This is a genomic window from Vibrio nigripulchritudo, assembly GCF_027924785.1.
In the GTDB taxonomy this organism is placed as follows: Bacteria; Pseudomonadota; Gammaproteobacteria; order Enterobacterales; family Vibrionaceae; genus Vibrio; species Vibrio nigripulchritudo.
The window spans coordinates 3370753-3391245 of sequence record NZ_AP027049.1; the positions used below are offsets into that span (position 1 = coordinate 3370753).

Annotated in this window: 19 protein-coding genes and 1 other RNA gene; 4 read left to right on the forward strand and 16 right to left on the reverse strand. The window is 47.5% G+C overall.

Annotation, left to right across the window (positions count from 1 at the left end; all coding sequences use genetic code 11):
* Window positions 1–7: 7 nt before the first annotated feature.
* The 14 genes from ftsA to rsmI form a co-directional block, all read right to left on the reverse strand.
* Window positions 8–1273 carry a cell division protein FtsA gene (ftsA, locus tag QMG91_RS15320; protein WP_004397751.1) on the reverse strand — a complete coding sequence of 422 codons (1266 nt, stop codon included), beginning with the start codon at window positions 1271–1273 and terminating at the stop codon, window positions 8–10.
* Entirely contained in the window at window positions 1266–2054 is a 789-nt protein-coding gene (locus QMG91_RS15325) for a cell division protein FtsQ/DivIB (protein WP_022613201.1), read from the reverse strand. The genes ftsA and QMG91_RS15325 overlap by 8 nt, the downstream gene beginning before the upstream one ends.
* A 191-nt stretch (window positions 2055–2245) precedes the next feature.
* Window positions 2246–3709, reverse strand: a complete 1464-nt coding sequence (gene murC / locus QMG91_RS15330; protein WP_281827537.1) for a UDP-N-acetylmuramate--L-alanine ligase — start codon at window positions 3707–3709, stop codon at window positions 2246–2248.
* A gap of 21 nt (window positions 3710–3730) precedes the next feature.
* Window positions 3731–4795, reverse strand: coding sequence for an undecaprenyldiphospho-muramoylpentapeptide beta-N-acetylglucosaminyltransferase (murG, locus tag QMG91_RS15335; protein WP_281827539.1), 1065 nt, complete (start codon window positions 4793–4795; stop codon window positions 3731–3733).
* Entirely contained in the window at window positions 4782–5975 is a 1194-nt protein-coding gene (ftsW, locus tag QMG91_RS15340) for a cell division protein FtsW (protein ID WP_038124735.1), read from the reverse strand. The genes murG and ftsW overlap by 14 nt, the downstream gene beginning before the upstream one ends.
* A 26-nt stretch (window positions 5976–6001) precedes the next feature.
* Window positions 6002–7342 carry a UDP-N-acetylmuramoyl-L-alanine--D-glutamate ligase gene (gene murD / locus QMG91_RS15345; protein WP_281827541.1) on the reverse strand — a complete coding sequence of 447 codons (1341 nt, stop codon included), beginning with the start codon at window positions 7340–7342 and terminating at the stop codon, window positions 6002–6004.
* Window positions 7343–7345: 3 nt separating this feature from the next.
* The gene (gene mraY / locus QMG91_RS15350) at window positions 7346–8428 is read right to left on the reverse strand and encodes a phospho-N-acetylmuramoyl-pentapeptide-transferase (protein WP_004397727.1); all 1083 of its coding nucleotides are present in this window, start codon (window positions 8426–8428) and stop codon (window positions 7346–7348) included.
* Entirely contained in the window at window positions 8428–9786 is a 1359-nt protein-coding gene (murF, locus tag QMG91_RS15355; protein ID WP_281827543.1) for a UDP-N-acetylmuramoyl-tripeptide--D-alanyl-D-alanine ligase, read from the reverse strand. Before murF ends, mraY begins: the two co-directional genes overlap by 1 nt.
* Window positions 9783–11261, reverse strand: a complete 1479-nt coding sequence (murE, locus tag QMG91_RS15360; protein ID WP_409351242.1) for a UDP-N-acetylmuramoyl-L-alanyl-D-glutamate--2,6-diaminopimelate ligase — start codon at window positions 11259–11261, stop codon at window positions 9783–9785. Before murE ends, murF begins: the two co-directional genes overlap by 4 nt.
* A 20-nt stretch (window positions 11262–11281) precedes the next feature.
* A complete protein-coding gene (locus QMG91_RS15365) occupies window positions 11282–13009 on the reverse strand; it encodes a penicillin-binding transpeptidase domain-containing protein (RefSeq protein WP_281827545.1) in 1728 nt (575 codons plus the stop codon).
* A complete protein-coding gene (ftsL, locus tag QMG91_RS15370; protein ID WP_022549606.1) occupies window positions 13006–13332 on the reverse strand; it encodes a cell division protein FtsL in 327 nt (108 codons plus the stop codon). Before ftsL ends, QMG91_RS15365 begins: the two co-directional genes overlap by 4 nt.
* On the reverse strand, window positions 13332–14282 hold the full coding sequence (rsmH, locus tag QMG91_RS15375) for a 16S rRNA (cytosine(1402)-N(4))-methyltransferase RsmH (RefSeq protein ID WP_045966146.1): 951 nt from the start codon (window positions 14280–14282) through the stop codon (window positions 13332–13334). Before rsmH ends, ftsL begins: the two co-directional genes overlap by 1 nt.
* Before the next feature lie 198 nt (window positions 14283–14480).
* Window positions 14481–14862, reverse strand: an RNA gene (gene rnpB, locus QMG91_RS15380) — RNase P RNA component class A.
* 109 nt (window positions 14863–14971) lie between these two features.
* Entirely contained in the window at window positions 14972–15835 is an 864-nt protein-coding gene (gene rsmI, locus QMG91_RS15385; RefSeq protein ID WP_022591601.1) for a 16S rRNA (cytidine(1402)-2'-O)-methyltransferase, read from the reverse strand.
* A 64-nt stretch (window positions 15836–15899) separates the two neighbouring features.
* Between rsmI and QMG91_RS15390 the strand changes: the two genes are divergently transcribed.
* Genes QMG91_RS15390 through QMG91_RS15405 form a run of 4 tightly spaced genes read left to right on the forward strand, consistent with a single transcriptional unit; the run spans window position 15900 to window position 19265 of the window.
* Window positions 15900–17699 (forward strand): penicillin-binding protein activator, encoded by a 1800-nt coding sequence (locus QMG91_RS15390; RefSeq protein WP_281827550.1) that lies wholly within the window; start codon window positions 15900–15902, stop codon window positions 17697–17699.
* Window positions 17686–18054, forward strand: coding sequence for a YraN family protein (locus QMG91_RS15395; protein WP_022549602.1), 369 nt, complete (start codon window positions 17686–17688; stop codon window positions 18052–18054). The genes QMG91_RS15390 and QMG91_RS15395 overlap by 14 nt, the downstream gene beginning before the upstream one ends.
* A 3-nt stretch (window positions 18055–18057) precedes the next feature.
* Window positions 18058–18648, forward strand: coding sequence for a phosphoheptose isomerase (locus tag QMG91_RS15400; protein ID WP_004397708.1), 591 nt, complete (start codon window positions 18058–18060; stop codon window positions 18646–18648).
* Between the two features lie 35 nt (window positions 18649–18683).
* On the forward strand, window positions 18684–19265 hold the full coding sequence (locus QMG91_RS15405; protein ID WP_004397707.1) for a BON domain-containing protein: 582 nt from the start codon (window positions 18684–18686) through the stop codon (window positions 19263–19265).
* A 63-nt stretch (window positions 19266–19328) separates the two neighbouring features.
* Here the strand turns inward: QMG91_RS15405 and sspB are convergent, their stop codons facing one another.
* The gene (gene sspB / locus QMG91_RS15410; protein WP_022549600.1) at window positions 19329–19820 is read right to left on the reverse strand and encodes a ClpXP protease specificity-enhancing factor; all 492 of its coding nucleotides are present in this window, start codon (window positions 19818–19820) and stop codon (window positions 19329–19331) included.
* Window positions 19820–20455, reverse strand: a complete 636-nt coding sequence (gene sspA, locus QMG91_RS15415) for a stringent starvation protein SspA (protein ID WP_004397705.1) — start codon at window positions 20453–20455, stop codon at window positions 19820–19822. The genes sspB and sspA overlap by 1 nt, the downstream gene beginning before the upstream one ends.
* Between the last annotated feature and the right edge of the window lie 38 nt (window positions 20456–20493).

The window sequence follows — 20493 nt, forward strand, 5'->3', positions numbered from 1 at the left end:
TCTCAGGTTAAAACTCTTTCTGTATCCAATTACGCATTTTCTGAAACAACCCAGTGACATTATTTTGTCGCTTAGGTTCGTTATAGTCGCCTTCTTCAGAGAATTGACTGTCCTTTGCGTAATGAAGTAATCCAACTGCCGTAGAATGATACGGCGCTTTTACGTAATCGGTAAGACCGCTGACTTCCAGAGGCTTACCTACTCTAACCTGGTTGCGGAATACCCTTTCAGCGCATTCCACAATCCCTTCAATTTGTGAGGCTCCGCCCGTCAATACAACCCCGGCTGCCAAGTGGTGTTTAATGCCCTCAGCTCGCAGTTTATCCTGAACCGTATCTATGGTCTGGTTTACCAAGCCCATAAGTTCAGTATATCTGGGCTCTATCACTTCGGATAGTGTTTGCCGTTGCAAACTTCGCGATGGTCTTCCTCCAACGCTTGGCACATTTACTGTGTCATCTTTGGAAACAAGCTCACTCAATGCGCAACCGTATTTCACTTTTATCTCTTCAGCATCGCTGACAGGAGTACCAAAAGCAAATGCGATGTCGCTTGTTACGGCGTTTCCAGCATAAGAAAAGACTTCTGTATGCCTTAATGCACCGCCCGTCCATATCGATACGTCCATAGTGCCCGCACCAATATCGACGACACAGACGCCGAGCTCTCGTTCATCTTCTGTAATGACTGCATTACTTGATGCGAGACCAGAGAAAACCAACTGCTCGACTTTCAATCCACAACGCTCAACTGCTTTTATGATATTTCTCGCCATGTCGTTGTGGCAAGAAATCAGGTGAACGCTTACCTCCATTCTTACTCCTGATAATCCAAGCGGGTTCTTAATGCCTTCTTGGTAATCAATAGTAAATTCTTGAGGAATTACATGTAATATTCGCTGCTCGTCGCCGATTTTTATCGACTTTGCAGTGTGGATCGCCCGATCCATATCGTCTTGGGACACTTCTTCGTCTGAAATTGTCCCCATGCCTTTTTCAATACGGCTGGCGATGTGTCGACCAGAAAGTGAAATAAACACTTTGCTGATCTGGCATTCCGCCATGAGTTCCGCTTGATCAATAGCTCGTTGTACTGACTTAACCACAGATTCAAGATCGTTGACGCCACCTTTGTCCATGCCTCTGGACGGACTGGTCCCAGCGCCAATAATATTTATCTGTCCATCTGGCAGGCATTCACCTACCAAGGCGGAAACGGTCGCAGTACCAATATCAAGACCAACAATGATGTTGTCATCTGTGGTTTTAGTCATCTGTGCTCTCTTGTACTAAATCCTGATCTGGAAACCAACCAATTGCCGCTCCCGTATCATATCGTAAGTCGATATGACTAATCTGTTGCGATTTTGAACCAAGCTTTTGATAAAGCGCAACAAAACGTGCTATTCGTTCAATAAGTGATTCTTTTCCCAACTCCAGACGTATTCCACTGGTCAAAATCACTTGCCAAGCTCGCCTGTCATTCAGTAAAACCGAAGAAACCTCTAAGTCTATTGGATTCAATTGCGCCTGAATTTGCTGCCAGGCTTCCAAAACTTGATGGTGGCTCCCTTCGGGACCGTAGAGTTTAATCTTATCGTTTGTCAATTCTGCAATATCGGCGTTAAAAACATTGCCTTCCATGTTCAACATGGAAATGCCATTCCAGATGGCCTGCGCTTCATGTTCAACCAGATACACTTTTACCGTGTCTGGCCATTGCTTACGAATCGAAACGTGAGAAACCCAAGGTAACGTTAACAGTGCATCTTGAAGTTGGTCGACGTCTTGGGACATAAACGTACCGATATGTTCCAGAGATGCGAATGCACTTTGTACATTCTCTGCTTTCACATGAGTTAACTCGCCTTGTAAAACCAACTTCGACAATGGCAGCCGTTGCTCATCCAACATCCAGTTTAGAGTTGAAAAGAGTAGCCAGCCGATAAACAAGACCACGATCACCAAGAAACTCAGACCCCACCAATTTGGCGAGGCTTTGTCTGCGACGATGTCGTACGCTTCTATTTCGTTTTCCTGACTCACTGAGTACATACCAATGCAATCGACTTTTTCACGATATTCTTATTCAATTCGGAGCAGAACATCCAAAAACCAAAGATCATTCGCCTGATTTACTCAAACTAGCGATTATACTGACCGCTATCCCATAGTCCATTAACCATAGAAATAAATATGGTCTAGTGTGACACACCGGACAAAAAACAGGCGAATTAACGGCTTGGCTACTGGCTCTCGCGCATACGTTCCACGTTCAACTCTAAGCGTTCTAGCTCCTTGGCAACCTTACCGACATCTCCCGCACCCTGAGTCAAAACCAGATCGCCTTCTTGGATTACATTAGCAAGAACGCTTGGCAAACTGTCTCTGTCCGGTACAAAAATAGGATCGATTTTTCCTCTGCTTCGGATGGTTCGACACAGTGAACGCCCATCAGCACCAGCAATTGGCGCTTCACCTGCCGAATACACATCCAGCATGAGCAATACATCCACCTTCTCTAAAACATTAGCAAAATCATCGTATAAGTCACGAGTTCGGCTGTATCGGTGCGGCTGAAACACCATGACAAGGCGTTTGTCTTCCCAACCAGCTCTTGCAGCCTGAATGGTGACGTCAACTTCACTAGGGTGGTGACCGTAATCGTCCACCAGCATAGCGACACCATTTCCTGTTTCGAATTCACCAAGATGATCAAAGCGTCGACCAGTACCCTGAGTGCCCGCCATCGCCTTTAAAATCGCGTCATCAGACACATCATCTTCCGTTGCAACCGCAATCGCAGCGGAAGCATTCAGAGCATTGTGTTTACCCGGGATATTCAGAGTAATATCCAAATCCGCTTTCCCTTGGCGAACAACAGTGAACTTACCTTGCTGCCCTTCCTGGCGGTAATTTTCTATGCGAACGTCTGCATCTTCTGAGAAACCATACGTAATTACCTGACGGCTGATGCTCGGAATCAGTTCGCGAACTACAGGATCGTCAATACACATAATTGCCTGACCATAGAAAGGTAAATTGTGCAGGAAGTCGATGAAGGTTTGTTTAAGCGTTTCAAAATCGCCGCCATAAGTGTCCATATGATCGGCTTCAATGTTGGTGACAATGCTCACCATAGGCTGAAGGTGCAGGAAGGATGCATCACTTTCGTCGGCTTCAGCAATCAGGATACGGCTTGAACCCAAGCGTGCATTGGTTCCTGCGCTTTTCACTAGTCCGCCGTTAACAAACGTAGGATCGAGACCCGCTTCCGAATAAATTTGAGTCACCAAAGCCGTCGTAGTGGTTTTACCGTGAGTTCCAGCGACAGCAATCCCATGTCGGAAGCGCATTAATTCAGCCAGCATTTCTGCACGGCGTACTACCGGGATGCGTCTTTCTTTAGCTGCTACAAGCTCCGGGTTTTCCTGAGAGATTGCGGTTGATACAACCACTACGCTGGCTTTTTCAACGTTACTCGCATCGTGACCAAAATAGATGGTGGCACCTTTGCTGCTGAGTCTTTCTGTCACTGGGTTTTCAGCCAGATCGGAGCCGGAAATATGGTAGCCTTCGTTTAGCAGTACTTCCGCAATTCCACTCATACCCGCACCACCGATACCGACAAAGTGAATGGACTTCACCCTTCTCATTTCAGGCACCATTGCTCGGATTTGAGAGATATCTTGATTGTGTTCGATTGTCATAGGTGATTTCTCTTTATCGGTTTACGATTTTTGTGTCAGTTGGGCGATGGCTTGAGCCACTTCTTGATCGGCGTTTGGTTTCGCGGCTTCACGCGCCTTGATTGCCATTTCAGACAAAGCATTGCGGTCTAACTGCTTAATCGCATCAGTCAGTTTTTCGGCTGTTAAGTCAGGCTGTTCAATCATCTGGGCTGCACCAGCTTCCACAAGATGATCGGCATTCAGAGCTTGCTGACGATCTTTGTGCATGAAAGGAATAAAAATAGCCCCTACACCCGCCGCAGAGATTTCAGATACGGTTAGCGCTCCAGAGCGGCAAACCACAAGATCGGCCCATTCATAGGCAGCAGATACGTCGTCAATGAACTCCGTCACCTCAGCCTGAATACCGGCTTTTTCATAGTCAGCCTTGACTGACTCTTGATTACCTTTACCAGCCTGATGACGAATGGTAAATCCGTCGCCAAGCAATTTGGCTGATTCGGGTAGCGTAGTATTCAGAATTCGAGCACCCTGGCTACCACCCATGACTAAGATTCGGACGTCTCCAACACGCGAGTCTAGTCGAGACTCTGGAGAGTTGATGGCAATAACGTCCTGTCTGACTGGGTTACCCACCACGGGTACATCTTTGAATGCTCCCGGAAAGGCTTGAAAGACTTTAGTGGCAATTTTTGAAAGCCACTGATTCGTTAATCCTGCTACCGCATTTTGTTCATGAAGAACAAGGGGGATACCAGACATCCATGCAGCCACACCACCAGGACCACTCACGTAGCCACCCATGCCAAGCACTACGTCAGGCTGCCAGGCTTTTATGTGTTTCTTAGCTTGAAATATGGCATTCAGGATCTGAAAAGGCGCTTTGATCAACTTGAGGATGCCTTGCCCCCGAAGTCCTTTCACCTTAATAAAATCAATTTCGATACCATGCTTTGGCACAAGGTCGGCTTCCATTCGATCCGCCGTTCCAAGCCAACGAATTTCCCATCCTTGTTCTTGCAAGCATTTGGCTACTGCCAAGCCCGGAAATACATGTCCTCCGGTACCGCCAGCCATCACCAGTAATCTCTTATGCTGTTTCATTTTTTATCTTTTTTGTCGATACATTCTGTTGCTGTGCCATTCGCCGTTCATGGTCTATTCGCATCAATATGGCAACGGCAACAGACATTACAATTAAACTCGAGCCGCCATAACTAATCAGTGGCAGCGTCAATCCTTTGGTCGGCACCATACCTGCGGCAGCACCAACATTCACAAGGGTTTGGAAAGCAAACCAGATTCCGATGCCAAAAGCCATATAGCCTCCAAACATCTGCTTTTCATCAAAGGCTTTCTTTCCAATCAAAATGGCTTTGAGAACCAACGCAAAAATCAGAATCAGTACTATGGTTACGCCGACAAAACCCAGCTCTTCTGCAATCACGGCAAACACGAAATCGGTGTGTGCTTCTGGCAGGTATTCAAGCTTTTGAATCGAATTTCCCAGCCCCTGACCAAACCATCCACCGCGTCCAAATGCCATCAGAGACTGAGTTAACTGATAGCCGCTTCCAAATGGATCATCCCATGGATCCAAGAATGAGGTTACACGTCTGACACGGTAAGGCTCTACCAAGATCAGCACCACTACGCCGGCGATTCCAACCATCATAAGCGCGAGAAACTGCCAGAGTTTCGCTCCCGCAATAAACAGCAAACCAAACATGGTGACTAACATTACGATCACGGTTCCTAAATCCGGTTGCCCAAGCAGTAACAGTGCGACTAATCCAAACACGATAATGGGCTTCATAAACCCACCAAAGAAAGTGCTGCGAACTTCCTCTTGCTTACGCACAAGATAGCCCGACATAAACATGAAGAGCGAAAGCTTGGTTAACTCGGCTGGCTGCAGGTTAAAAATACCCAAAGGTATCCAGCGTGATGCGCCATTTACGGATTTACCCGCAACAAGGACGATTATCAATAGGACAAAGCAAAGCCCAAGCAAGTAGTGGCTGTGGCGGAACCATCTGTCCATAGGAATCTGAACGACAACCGTCGCAGCAATCAAACCGGCAACGCAAAAGACCAGCTGCTTGTACATGAAATAAAACGGCGTGTCGGTCAGACGGCTACTCACGGGAAAAGATGCGGACGTCACCATCACCAGTCCAATCAGCATTAAGCCAAAAGACAGCCAAAGTAGCTGTCTGTCAAATAGGGCTTTAGGTGCGGGTTCGAATAACCAGCTTTTGCTATCGGAGAAGAAGTCTGAGATGCGTCCCAATCGAAATTCCTCGCCAGTCACGAAGACGCATAATGCTGGGCAAGCTTGGTAAAGGCATCGCCACGCGTCATGAAATTCGGATACTGGTCAAAGCTGGCACACGCCGGGGATAACATAACGATATCTCCCTTGTCTAAGTCTGCGGTGATATTCTCCAGTACGTCATCAATGGATTCCCATCGCTTAGCGGAAGAATGCAGATTCATAAAATCGCTGCCGTCTCTTCCATAGCAATGCAACTGAACCGGAAGCTCAGCGAGCACAGGTTCTAGCTCAGAAAAGTCCGCGCCTTTTCCATCTCCGCCCACCAGCAAATGTAAAGTACCATCACACTGTAAACCAGACAGTGCCGCCAATGTACTGGCTAAATTCGTTGCCTTTGAGTCGTTCACCCAGGTTACGCCATGGGATTTGGCAACGACCTGGCAACGGTGTGTTAGACCCGTATAGCTCTTAAGAGCGTCTTCCGCTTTACGGAAATCAATGCCAACCGCATCCAGCAATGCCATAGCAACCAACGCATTCATACTGTTGTGCTGCCCGACAATACTGAGTGAAGAGGTCGAAATAAAAGCATCTTCCCCTTTCGAAAGATACGTTGTACCTTCCACTTCTTTCAATTGATAGTCGGCTTGGCTTGGCGCAAAATTGATGACCTGTCCTTCAAAGCCAGAAAAAGGATGTGTCGAACTGTCTTGTTGATTCACAATGGCTTTTTCGGCATTGAGGAAGATTCGCTGCTTGGCGTTGCCATATGCCGCTAAGTCGTCATAGCGATCCATGTGATCTTCGGTCAGATTCAGATAAGCAGCGGCTTTGAGTGAAAGATTAGAGGTGGTTTCTAACTGGAAACTGGAAAGCTCTAACACATACAAGTCTGCGTCTTCCAAAAGCAAATCCAATGCAGGAACCCCAATATTGCCCCCGACTTTGGTTTTGCACCCAGCAGCATTCGCCATTACACCTGTCAAATCCGTCACGGTACTTTTGCCGTTTGAACCTGTGATGGCAACAACGGGTTTAGTGACTGCCCAGCCAAACAACTCAATATCACCAACCACTGGAATACCCAGTTTGATCGCGGTTTGAATCTCTGGGGTCGCTAACGCAATACCTGGGTTAGCGACAATCAGATCGGCGTCTGCCAGCCATTGTTCGTTCCAACTTCCAGAATGCAATTCAACCGAGTCTGCCAACCGTTCCAATCCCGGAGGGTTTTCTCGGGTATCAATCACTCTGATGTTCAGAGGCTTTTCTTGTCGAAGAAGGTGGTTAACCACGGATAGCCCCGTAATACCAAGCCCGACAACGACCACTTCGTTGATGTTGTCCCAGTTATTTTTTGCCGTCACGCTCATGTATTAACGTACCTTCAGCGTCGCCAAACCAATCAGAACCAGAATAATCGAAATGATCCAGAAACGCACAATCACACGTGGCTCAGGCCAGCCTTTCAGTTCGTAGTGGTGATGAATCGGTGCCATGCGGAAAATTCGCTGCCCGCGCAATTTGTACGAACCAACCTGAAGAATGACTGAAACGGTTTCCATCACGAAAACACCGCCCATAATCACCAAAAGCAGTTCCTGACGCACCAGCACAGCAATGGTACCCAGAGCACCACCAAGAGCTAGTGAACCCACATCGCCCATAAATACTTGAGCTGGGTAGGTGTTAAACCACAAGAACCCCATACCCGCACCGACAATAGCAGTACAGACCACCACCAATTCACTGGTGTATGGAATATGAGGGATGTGCAGGTAGCTGGCGAAATTAACGTTACCTGTCGCCCATGCAATTACAGCAAAACCCGCTGCCACCATTACTGTTGGCATAATTGCAAGACCATCCAGACCATCAGTCAGGTTCACTGCATTACTGGTGCCAACAATAACAAAATAGGTAAAGACGATATAAAGCAGACCTAGCTGTGGCATCACATCTTTAAAGAACGGAACTACCAATTGAGTCGCAGCAGTATCTTTGCCATGCGCATACAATGCAAAAGCAACCACCAGAGCAATAGCGGACTGCCAGAAATACTTCCAACGCGCAATCAATCCATCGGTATTCTTGCGTACCACTTTGCGGTAGTCATCAACAAATCCCACCGCTCCGTAACCCAGTAAGACAGCCATTACAGCCCAGACATAAGGGTTAGACAGATCCGCCCACAGCAAGACAGTAATGGCAATGGCTGCCAAGATCATCACACCGCCCATGGTTGGCGTACCACGCTTGCTGAAGTGAGATTCCGGACCGTCGTTACGAACTACCTGACCAATTTGCAGCATCTGCAAACGCTCGATCAACCTTGGTCCCATCCATAAAGAAAGACCAAGTGCAGTCAGAACACTGAGAATGGCGCGAAATGACAAGTATTCGAACAAACGAAAGAAAGAAAAATATGGCTGAAGTAGTTCTGCAAGCCAAATGATCATTATTGAATCTCCTTCAAAGCAGCGACAACCTTACTCATCCCAGCGCTGTTTGCGCCTTTGACTAATAGCGTGTGCGTTTGATTTTTTTGTGTTTCCAGCTGCTGCTTAATAAATTGGATCATAGCGTCGTGAGAGGCAAAATGCTGTCCTCCACACTCTTCACTGATCACTTTCGTGTCATCCCCGTAGGTCAACACGTATTCGAAATTAAATGGTGCGGAATGTTGTCCGACTTGGCGATGAAGTTCAAGACTTTCATCACCTAATTCCGCCATATAACCCAAAATTAGCCAGCGGGTCCCTTCATAGTGGCTAAGTAAATCGGCCGCTGCCTTCATGGCAGGGACACTGGCATTGTAACTGTCGTCGATCAGGCGAACATTGTCATTGAGTTCGATCACTTCTACCCGACCCGAGACATTTGTCATGTTAGCCAAGCCAGACTGGATTTCTGTCAGCGTAGCGCCAGCGTTTTGTCCAAGTGCGGCCGCGGCTACGGCATTGCCAACGTTATGTTCACCTACCAAGGTTAATGTAACGGGAACTTCGCCTTTTGGGGTATGAAGTGTAAAAGAGGGCAGCCCTTCTGATGAAATCTGAACATCTGAGGCATAGAAGTCTGCGTTGTTATCGCTTGCTGAAAGAGTGATGACTTTTTTATCGGCTAATACCTCTTTCCAGTAATCGCCGCCATTGCTATCTAAATTCACAACGGCAACATCACCCTGTGAAAGCCCTTGGTAAATTTCACCTTTTGCCTGCTTCACACCATCCATGGAGCCAAAACCTTCCAAGTGCGCTGCGGCGACATTGTTTACCAATGCAATATTTGGCTCTACCAGTCGAGTGGTGTAAGCAATTTCTCCAATGTGATTTGCTCCAAGCTCGATTACAGAGTAGTCATTCGCAGCTTCTGAGCGCAACAAAGTTAACGGAACGCCAATATCATTATTGAAGTTGCCTAACGTCGCCAAAACGTTGCCTTTTTGCCTCAAGATCGCGCTCAACATCTCTTTAACCGTTGTTTTTCCACAACTGCCTGTCATTGCTATGGTAAAGCTATTACTTTTCTTGTGAACCCAGGCACTAAGAGAACCTAATGCGTGAGTCGTGTCTTTCACCACTATCTGAGGAAGCTCAACAGGTAATAATCGGCTAACTAATAATGCCGCCGCTCCTTTTTCTTTCGCCTGTTCACAGAAGTCGTGGGCATCAAAACGCTCACCGACAATGGCAATAAACAGGGCAGATTCCTCAATATTTCGAGTGTCCGTCGATACGGTATCAATCTGCCTATCTTGACCATGCAGTTGTCCGTTCAGGATTTCTGTGGCTTCTGAAAGAGAAAAACTGATCATCCTTTGATTCCTAAAAGTTGTTCTGCGGTTTCCCTGTCGGAATAATGGACCGTTTCACTGGCAAGCACCTGATAGTCTTCATGACCTTTACCTGCCAGTAATATAATGTCTTGATGGGAAGCGTTTTCTAATGCATGAAGACACGCTTGGAAGCGATCGTGTTTCACAACAGCGTTTTCTGGTGCTTTCATCCCAACCAGCATGTCTTTCACGATTGTCTCTGGTAATTCGCTTCTTGGGTTATCATCGGTCAAAATGGAGTGGTCAGCCAAGCGTTCGGCAATCTCCGCCATCATAGGTCGCTTACCTGTATCCCTGTCGCCACCACAGCCAAAAATCGCCCATAGATTGCCTTCACAATGGACCCTGAGCGCCATCAGTGCTTTTTCTAATGCGTCTGGTGTGTGCGCATAATCCACCACAACTTTAGCTTTGCCTTCTGCCTGAAATAGCTCCATTCGACCAATTACGGGTGCCAACTTGGGCGCGACTGCTGTTAACTCAGACTTTTCAAAACCTAACTCGAGAAGAGAACCAAAAGCCAACAACACGTTACTGGCATTAAACGCACCAATCAGAGGTACGACTAACTCCCCACAGCCCCAGAAACCATCAAAGGATAATTTAATCCCCTGAGTGCTGTATTGCACGTCTGTTGCGAAGAGAGCTTTCTCAAAACCTGGCTTTTCTTGTAGAGAAACGGCAAGGGCACTATCCAATCGAGCCACCCATTCAGCGCCTACAGGATCGTCTACATTAATGACTGGCTTATGGCATTTGTGGTCACGGAAAAGACCGAATTTGGCGTCCGCGTACTCTTCCATAGTGTTGTGGTAATCAAGGTGATCACGACTTAAATTGGTGAACACACCAACGTCAAACGTCAACGCTTTAATGCGGTTTTGAACCAGCCCATGTGAAGAGGCTTCAAGTGCAGCAAAATCAGCACCTTGTTTGCGCAGTCCAGAGAGCGTTTCAACGACTTCGATAGCGCTGCCCGTGGTATTCAATGCAGGTTCAATATTATTCAGAAACCCGTTGCCCGCAGTCCCCATCACCGCCGCTCTTTTGCCAAGCAGTTCGATCCATTGAGCAATAATCTGCGTGATCGTGGTTTTTCCGTTAGTACCCGTTACCGCGACCAGCGGCATGTCAATATCGCCACAAAGTTCGATAGCTAGCGCAGAAAGCTGAGCTGGCAAATCCTGAACGTAAACAATAGCAGCGCCATCCATCTCTTCGATTATTCCGTGCGCATACTCTTCATTTGCCTGAGCAATCACAGCCGCCGCACCTGACTTCAGCGCTTTAGGAATAAAATCATGACCATTAGAAACATGCCCGGAAAGCGCCACAAATACGTCGCCTTCTTGAATCTTGCGGCTATCAAGGACCAACTTGCTGACGGGGCAATCCAGTGATTCAGGAATCTCACTGCCAATATAGGGTCGAATCAAAGATGATAGGTTCTGCACGCTCAATCCTCTCGTGTCTATTATTCTGAAAACTGGTTTTCATCGGGTGCAACATTTAAGATTTGCAGTGCCCCTTTCATGACTTCTGCAAATACTGGCGCCGCCACCGTACCGCCATAATACTGATCGCCTTGCGGTTCATTCACTAACACGACAAGTGCCAGCCTAGGATCACTCACCGGAGCAATACCTGCGGTGTAAGCAAAATATTCATCACTGTAGCCACCAGCGGTCGCTTTTCTCGACGTACCCGTTTTTGCAGCAATGCGATACCCCGGAACGGCGGCTCTGGTCGCACTGCCACCTTTTTGAGTCACTTTTTCCATCATGCCGAGAACCAGTCTTACGTTGCGTTCATCGATGACTTGCCGGGACACATCGTGTTGGTTGTTTTTCACAATGTGAAGGGGACGATACAGCCCGTAGTTGCCGAGAGTCGCATAGGCATGGGCAAGCTGAATTGGAGATATAGACAAGCCATAACCATAGGATAAGGTAGCAATTTCAAACTTCGACCAGCGACGACGAGATGGGAAGATACCCGTGGTTTCACCCACCAGATTAAGCCCGCTGACTTCACCGAACCCAACCGAGCTGTACATACCTAGTAACGCTTCAAGGGGCATGGCTAACGCAAGTTTGGTCACACCGATATTACTGGATTTCTTCAGGATAGTCGTAAGGTCGGCTTTTCCTACTTTGGATACGTCGCGAACTCGGCTACCACCAATTTGCATGATGCCGTTCCCTGTATCGATTTCGGTGTTTTCATCCGCAACGCCATTTTCCAACGCAGCCAGAATCACAAATGGTTTGACGGTGGAGCCTGGTTCAAATGCGTCTGTAATAGTTCGGTTACGCATCCGGTAGTTTTGAAGCTGTGAGCGGTTATTCGGGTTGTAAGAAGGTGCGTTCACCATCGCCAGAACTTCACCGGTTTTCACATCCAATAACACGGCAGAGGCTGACGTTGCATTGTGATCCGCGACAGCCTGTTTCACCGCTCTATAAGCAATGGACTGTAATCGCTGGTCGACCGTGAGTTGCAGTGGCTGACCTTCTTCACGTTCTTCCAAAGAAATGTTCTCAACCACACGACCAAATCTATCTTTGCGAATGGTTCGTTTACCCGCTTCGCCCATCAGCCATTTATCGTAAGAGCGTTCAACCCCTTCAAGACCGTGACCATCAATTCCGGTCACACCGATTAAGTGGGCACTTACCTCACCCGACGGGTAATAGCGGCGAGATTCTTGTTTCAAACCAATACCCGCCAGTTTCAGCTCGCGAATGTAGTTTGCCATGGCAGGGCTCACCTGACGCTGTAAGTAGATAAAGCGTCGAGACTTATTATTTTTGATGCGTTCTATCAGCTTTTGGCGATCCAGCCCCAGCACATCAGCAAGTGCATACCAGCGTTCTTTTGGCTCTAAGCCTGACTCTTTGAAGATGGTTACCGGATCCGCCCAAACCGCTTCAACAGGTACGCTGACCGCCAGTTGCTCGCCGTTGCGATCTGAAATGATGCCACGAGCCGATGGCAATGCTTTTACACGGACGGAGCGCAAGTCACCTTGTTTAATCAGGTTGTCAGGCTCTACAACCTGAATATAAGCAAGACGGGCAATGAGCGCAGCCATCGCGCAGAAAACAAACCCCAGCACGACGACAAAACGCCAACGGATTAAGGTTGGCGCTTCTTGTGTCGCGTTTTTCTTAGCTTTGGAAGAAGGTTTAGACTTACTCATTTAAACGAAACTATGACCTCTTTGTCTGCATCGGGTCGCTTCATATTCAGCTCTTTCTGAGCCATTTCCTGCACGCGACTGTGCTCTGCCAATGCATTTTCTTCCAGAATCAGATTTCGCCATTCATTATCCAGACGGTCACGCTCTACGAGTGCGTTATCTCTCTGGTGAATGGCTTGCCGCGTATCGTGCGTGGTATGAACCACCCACATCGCGGAAGCAAAAGCCAACAACAGCAAGGTAGCCGGGACCCTACCGACGGTAATAATGTCGATAAAGATCAATTTGGCCAGGTTAGGCTGAGATGGCTTTTTTTCTGACATCAGATTTTTTCCGCAACCCTCAGAACAGAACTGCGGGAACGACTGTTCATCTCAACTTCTTGAGAGGAAGGTTTAAGTGCCTTGCCAATGGTTTTCATTCGGGCACTGCCAAGAGCCTTGATTTGATCTTCGGTCATCGGAATACCGTGGGGCACTTGTGGTCCTTTGCTCTCTTTACGCATAAAGCGTTTAACCATGCGATCTTCCAGAGAATGGAAGCTGATCACCGAAAGACGACCTTCGGGCGCTAAGATATCAGCAGCACCTTTGAGCGCAGTGTCGATCTCTTCAAGCTCGCTATTGATGTAGATGCGAAATGCCTGAAAGCTACGGGTGGCAGGGTGTTTCTTCTCTTTGAAACTTTTTGGTGCGGCATCGGCAATCAACTTAGCCAGTTGGCCGGTGCGAGTCATTGGCTCGTTTTCTTCATTTTCGCGGTACGCGACAATAGCTTTAGCAATGCGTCTGGCATGTTTGTCTTCGCCAAACTCACGAATCACCCAAGTAATGTCATCCAGATCCGCTTCTTTCAGCCATTCAGAGACCGGAATACCAGATGTAGGATCCATACGCATGTCTAACGGTCCGTCTTTCATAAAGCTGAAGCCGCGTTCGGCATCATCCAGTTGAGGGGAAGAGACTCCAAGATCCAACAACACACCGTCCACTTTACCGACCAATTCGTAGCGCTCTGCATACTCAGCAATACCAGAGAAAGGGCCATGGATGATGGTAAAACGAGGATCGTCAATTTTATTGGCTTCTGCAATAGCAGTAGGATCGCGATCGATGCTGTACAAGCGACCATTTTCGCCTAGCTTGGAAAGGATTGTTCGGCTGTGACCACCACGACCAAAAGTGCCGTCTATATAAATGCCGTCTGGTTTGATCGCTAAGCCATCGATGGATTCATTTAATAAAACGGAAATGTGCTGAAAAGTCTCTGTCATGGTGTTCTCTTGTGCCAAATGGCAAAAAATAAAGCAATGGTTTAGTGTACTGATTTCGACCTAGGCTACCAGTATTTAATCTGTTTTTGTTAGGTTTAATACTATTGTCTCGCCTAGTTTAGTAGGAATCATCTGAAATGCGTCAGTAAATAGCAAAAAACCCATCATCACTCGGTAAAGTAATGATGGGTTCAGAATAGGTGGAGTCGACATATAAGCCGGGTTCTGTTCCGCTTTCGCGGCAGTAGCCATTCGTCTAGGCCAGCAATCGCTCACTGGCTCAAGCAACCTACCCGCCTCCTTACGCGAGCAACGCAATGTGGAAGCCTATTTGGTCTTGCTCCGGGTGGAGTTTACCCTGCTACGGACTGTTGCCAGCCGCACGGTGCGCTCTTACCGCACCCTTTCACCCTTACCTGTGCCCTTGCGGGTCATCGGCGGTCTTCTCTCTGCTGCACTTGTCGTGGGCTTGCGCCCCCCAGGCGTTACCTGGCACCCTGCTCTATGGAGCCCGGACTTTCCTCCCCTTCGTCAGTCTCCCGAAGGACATCAACGAAGCAGCGACTACCCAGTCAACTCCGACCGCGGATTGTATAGAGATAGCCGTCTACTGTCTACAGACTCATTAGTTTTAGGTGTATTTCGCAAAGAGATCGAACAAAGCTTGCGCAGTTCGCCATCAATCCTGGCTAGTCGAGATTCGCCAGTCCCCATTTGTAGAGGGCGTTTTTCTTCAGGTTGTAAATCTCTGCCGTCATCGCTGCAGCTTTCTTCAGAGGCAGCTCTTTTGTCAGAATAGTTAATGTGCGGGTAACTTCATCAGGGATTTCATCGGAAGCTTGCTCACGAAAGCCATGGATAAGCAGCACCATTTCACCTTTCTTACGATTATCATCTTCCTCAATCCATGGGATCAGTTCACCTAATGGCATTCCCTGAATGGTCTCGTAAGTTTTGGTGAGCTCACGCGCAAGCACCACTTCTCTATCAGGACCAAGAATGTCCAGCATATCCTGAAGGGAATCCATGATGCGGTGAGGGGATTCGTAGAAAATACAGGTACGTTCAGCTTTGGCAATTTCAAGGAACTTATCCTTGCGTCCTTTACTCTTAGGTGGGAGAAAACCTTCGAAACTGAATCGGTCAGACGGCAGCCCAGCGGCGCTCAACGCAGTCACCACAGCGCATGCACCAGGTAATGGCACAACCTTGACACCCGCCTGACGACATTGATTGACCAAGTGATAACCTGGGTCACTGATCAAAGGTGTTCCTGCATCGGAAACCAGTGCAATAGACAGCCCTTGCTGCAACTTATCGACTAAGACTTGCGCTTTCTGCTGTTCATTGTGATCATGCAACGCATAGGTTTTAGTCGAAATGTTGAAGTGAGAGAGTAACTTGCCAGTATGGCGTGTATCTTCAGCCGCGATCAAATCGACACTGGACAATACCTCTATGGCTCGCTGCGTAATGTCTCCCAAATTTCCAATTGGGGTGGGAACAATATAAAGAGTTGAGATCTCAGACGGGGAAGAATTATTGTCTGTCATTTGTTTACCATCACTTCAACGATTAATATAGAGACTATTTTTGTATTTTGTTTAACAAGAACTCATGGCTATGAAGCACCAGAATAAATTTAGTGTACCACGCCTTCTGACCCCTATCGCCCTAGCTGCCACTTTAGCGGCGTGTTCAAGCACTTCACAAACACCCGTGAATGTGGACATCACACAAGACCCGACGCAAAGTGCTCAAGCCTATATCATGCAAGCGGACAGCGCGAACGGTGGCATTCAAAATGATCTGTTGATCATGGCTTTAAAAGCCGCGCTGCAAGAGAACGATTTGGTCAGAGCCGATCATTTAGTAAAACGCCTGTCTAAGCAAGCATTATCACCACTTCAGATGTCTGAATGGCAAATGTCACGCTCTCAGCTCTCTTTGCGCCAGGGTGAAATTCGCGAAGCACTACAGCAATTAAACTACCAACCGTGGTGGGAACTGAGCAATACTCAGTGGGTGGAATACCACGAATTCCGAGCACGCTTATTTGAACTGCTTTCTGACCACCTCAATGCGAGCAGAGAATACATCGCTGCCAACCAGTATCTGGCAGAAGACGACCAGACTCAGAACCTGCAAAATCTATGGTTAAACCTAAACTCTTATTCCGAGTTTGATATTGCTTCTCTGCAAACAGAAGAAGATGAAACCGAACTGCAGGGCTGGATTCAGTTAGCGGTATACATGAAAACCATCGCAGGCAATCCGGCTCAGCTCAAAAGCACACTAGAGTCTTGGTTTACCGCCCATCCGGATCACCCAGCCAATCGTTATGTACCAGACGAAGTTCAGGCTATTCTGGCGTTGGAAATCGTTAAACCCAAAAACACCGGGCTGGTTCTGCCATTGAGTGGCAAGTACGGCAAACAGGGTCAACTGGTTCGTGATGGTTTCATTCACGCCATGATGGATGATTTCAACCGTGAAGAGATGGCAACGTTAACGGTATTGGATTCTGCCGCGCTTTCGACAGAAGACATTCAGCAAGAGCTGGAAAAGCGTAATGTCGACTTTGTTGTCGGTCCGCTTGTCAAAGATAAGGTGGAAGTCCTGCAGCAATCAACTCAGCTTCCAATGCTGGCGTTAAACATTCCTGACGATAAACTTCCAGAGACTCGTGTTTGTTACTTCACCCTCTCTCCCGAGCAAGAAGTAGCGCAGGCGGCGAAGTATCTGTTCACCAATGGTTTCCAATACCCTCTCATCCTGGCTCCTGTTGGCGGTTTTGGTGAGCGAGTCACCGAAGCGTTCAAAGCCGAGTGGGAAAAATACAGCAAGAACCCTGCAGCTTTCAGCTATTTTGGCAACCGCTCTCAACTTCAGAAGAACATTAACTCGGTATTCGGGTTAACCGACAGTCAGGCGCGTATTGCTCAGCTTAATCGCTTGATCAATATTCAGACCGAATCTCAGCCTCGTAGCCGCCGTGATGTGGATGCGGTTTATGTGGTTGCCAAAAGCTCTGAGCTGACTTTAATAAAACCATTTATTGAAGTTGCCATAAACCCAGATACCACACCGCCTAAGCTGTTTTCCAACTCACGCAGCAACAGCGGTAAAAAGCGTCAATACGAAGATCTAAGCGGCGTGGTCTACAGCGACATTCCGATGTTGATCGAACAAAACTCCGCTCTGAAAAAGCAGCTTGAAGAAACCTGGCCGAAAAGTGGAAACGTTGAAAAACGCCTTCACGCACTGGGTATGGATGCTTACAAACTGATTCTGGAGTTGCCACAAATGAAAGTTATGCCAGAATATTCGGTAAAAGGGCAGACTGGTACTCTGACGATCAACAACGAGTGTGTGGTTCAGCGCGAAGTAAGCTGGGCGGAGCATGAAGCTATTTAACCGTCGTGCACTTGGAGAAAAATACGAAGCCCTTGCCAGTAAACATCTTATTGGTAAGGGGTTATCGCTCATTGAATCCAATTTCAATACCAAGGTAGGTGAACTGGATTTAATCATGTCTGAACAAAATACTTTGGTATTTGTCGAAGTTAAATATCGAAAGCAAAGTCAATTCGGGCATGCAGCGGAAATGGTGACACCCGCTAAGCAAAAAAAGATCGTGAAAACAGCCATGTTGTGGCTCAGAAAAAACAACCTGTCTCCGTACAACACAGACTTCCGATTCGATGTGGTCGCAATTCACGACAATGGACGCGATATCGAATGGATAAAAAATGCAATAACTCAAGGATAATCGATGCTAGACAGCATTAAAGAAAGTTTCACTGAAAGCATTCAGATTCAAATCGCAGCCGCTGAGGCTCTGCCAGATCACATCACCCACGCTGCACAAGCGATGGTGACTAGCTTGCTTAACGGCAACAAAATCCTATGTTGCGGGAATGGCGGCTCTGCTTCTAACGCACAACAGTTTGTTTCATGTTTATTGAATCGTTTTGAAACTGAGCGCCCTAGCCTTCCGGCGATGGCTTTGACGGCAGACAACACCACATTAACTGCTGTCGCGAACGACTATCACTACGAAGAGATTTTCTCAAAGCAAGTGCGTGCGTTTGGTCAGGCGGGTGATATTCTCCTGGCTATCTCTACCAGTGGTAACAGTAAAAACATCATTAAAGCCATGGAAGCGGCTGTAACACGCGACATGACAATCATTGCTTTCACAGGTAAGGATGGTGGTGAGATGGCTGGGTTATTGGGCGAATCCGATGTGGAAATACGAATTCCTTCGCATCGCACTGCGCGAATACATGAAGTTCACATGGTAACGCTGCATTGTTTATGTGACCTGATTGATCAGGTACTTTTCCCATCTCATGATGAGTAAGGGAACCAATTAGAGGCTTGCTAGAGGTACGCAAAATGAAGAAATGGATTTTGGCTGCTGCGTGCAGTCTCAGCCTGACGGGTTGTGCTGGTTTGCTTGTCGCTGGCGCTGCGACAACAGCAAATATTGTCACCGACACCCGAACAACTAAAGAGCAGTGGCAAGACAGCCAGCTTGAGTTTGAAGTTGCGGGTCTTGGCAACAAAGCCCCTTTTACTGGAAACGTAAAAGCAACTGCAACGTCGTTTCGCGGTAAAGTGATTTTGATTGGTCAGGCAGTAACTGAAGAGTACAAACAGCAATTTGGTAGCCAGGTCAATCAGGTTGAAGGTGTACAGAGTGTCTCAAACCAACTTAGAGTAAGACCACTGCTAGATCTTCAAACCATTACTCATGACAGCTGGATCACTACAAAAGTGAAAACCAGCCTGATTGCCAATGAAGACCTAACCACCGTAAAGATCAAAGTTATCACTGAAGATGGCGAGGTTTTCCTGTTGGGTTATGTTACGCCTGAACAAGCGGATCTAGCCACCGACATTGCTCGAAACATTTCGGGAGTTAAGCAGGTGATTAGGGCTTTTGAAATCTCGCAGCCTCAAGCTCAATCACAGTAGTCTGGCGGAAACAAAAAAAGCAGCGACTTGTCGCTGCTTTTTAGATTCTACGATAGAGAAAATCTACTTAACCACTCGTAAACTAGGGCGCCCTTTCGGTCTGGACGGAGCCTCTTCCTCAGGTTCTGCGTCTTCCACTTCAGGCTCACTGTCGACGACATCGAAGCTGACTTCTTCTGTCACAGTTGCCACAGTTTCTTCAAGATCGCTCTCTTCAACTTCCATGTAGCCCTCTTCGGGTTCGAACATGGTGCCAGCACCATTTTCACGCGCATAAATGGCATGAACGGCATAAAGAGGCGCTATCACAGAATGCGGACGACCACCAAAACGGGCATTGAACGTTATCGCGTCATTACCCATTTCTAGGTTACCCACTGCGCGAGGGGCAATATTCAAGATAATTTGACCATCTTGAATAAACTCCTGCGGAACACGGACACCCGGTAAAGTGGCATCCACTACCAAGTGAGGAGTAAGATCGTTATCGACCAACCACTCATAAAACGCACGCACCAGATAAGGGCGGCGAGGTGTCATTTTCTCAATATCCATTAACGAGCCAGACGCATCTCACGCTCAGCTTCTGTTAGAGAAGCCAGGAAAGAATCACGTTCAAATACACGGTTCATGTACACTTTCAGTTCTTTAGAACCAGGACCGATCAAGTCGATACCAAGCACAGGCAAACGCCACAATAGTGGAGCTAAGTAGCAGTCAATCAGGCTGAACTCTTCACTCATGAAGTATTCGTATTCAGCAAAGATTGGCGCTAGTGTCAGTAAGTCATTACGCAGTTTCGTACGTGCAGACTCAGCTTCTTCCGCGTTACCTTTCTGGACCTTCTCAGCCAGTGAATACCAGTTGTTCTCAATACGGAACATCATTAGTCGGCTGTTACCACGAGCAACGGGGTATACAGGCATCAGTGGCGGGTGCGGAAAACGCTCGTCCAGATACTCCATAATAATCTTGGAGTTATACAGTGCTAGTTCACGGTCTACCAGCGTTGGAACCGTCTTGTAAGGGTTAAGTTCGATAAGCTCACTTGGTAAGTTTGCTTCATCAACCAGTTCAACTTCGAAACTCACCCCTTTCTCAGCCAGAACAATACGAACCTGGTGGCTGTACATGTCAGAAGCACTAGAAAATAGAGTCATCACGGAACGTTTATTGGCAGCTACAGCCATTGAGCCCTCCAGCACACTTAAATATAAAAAAAGCAATG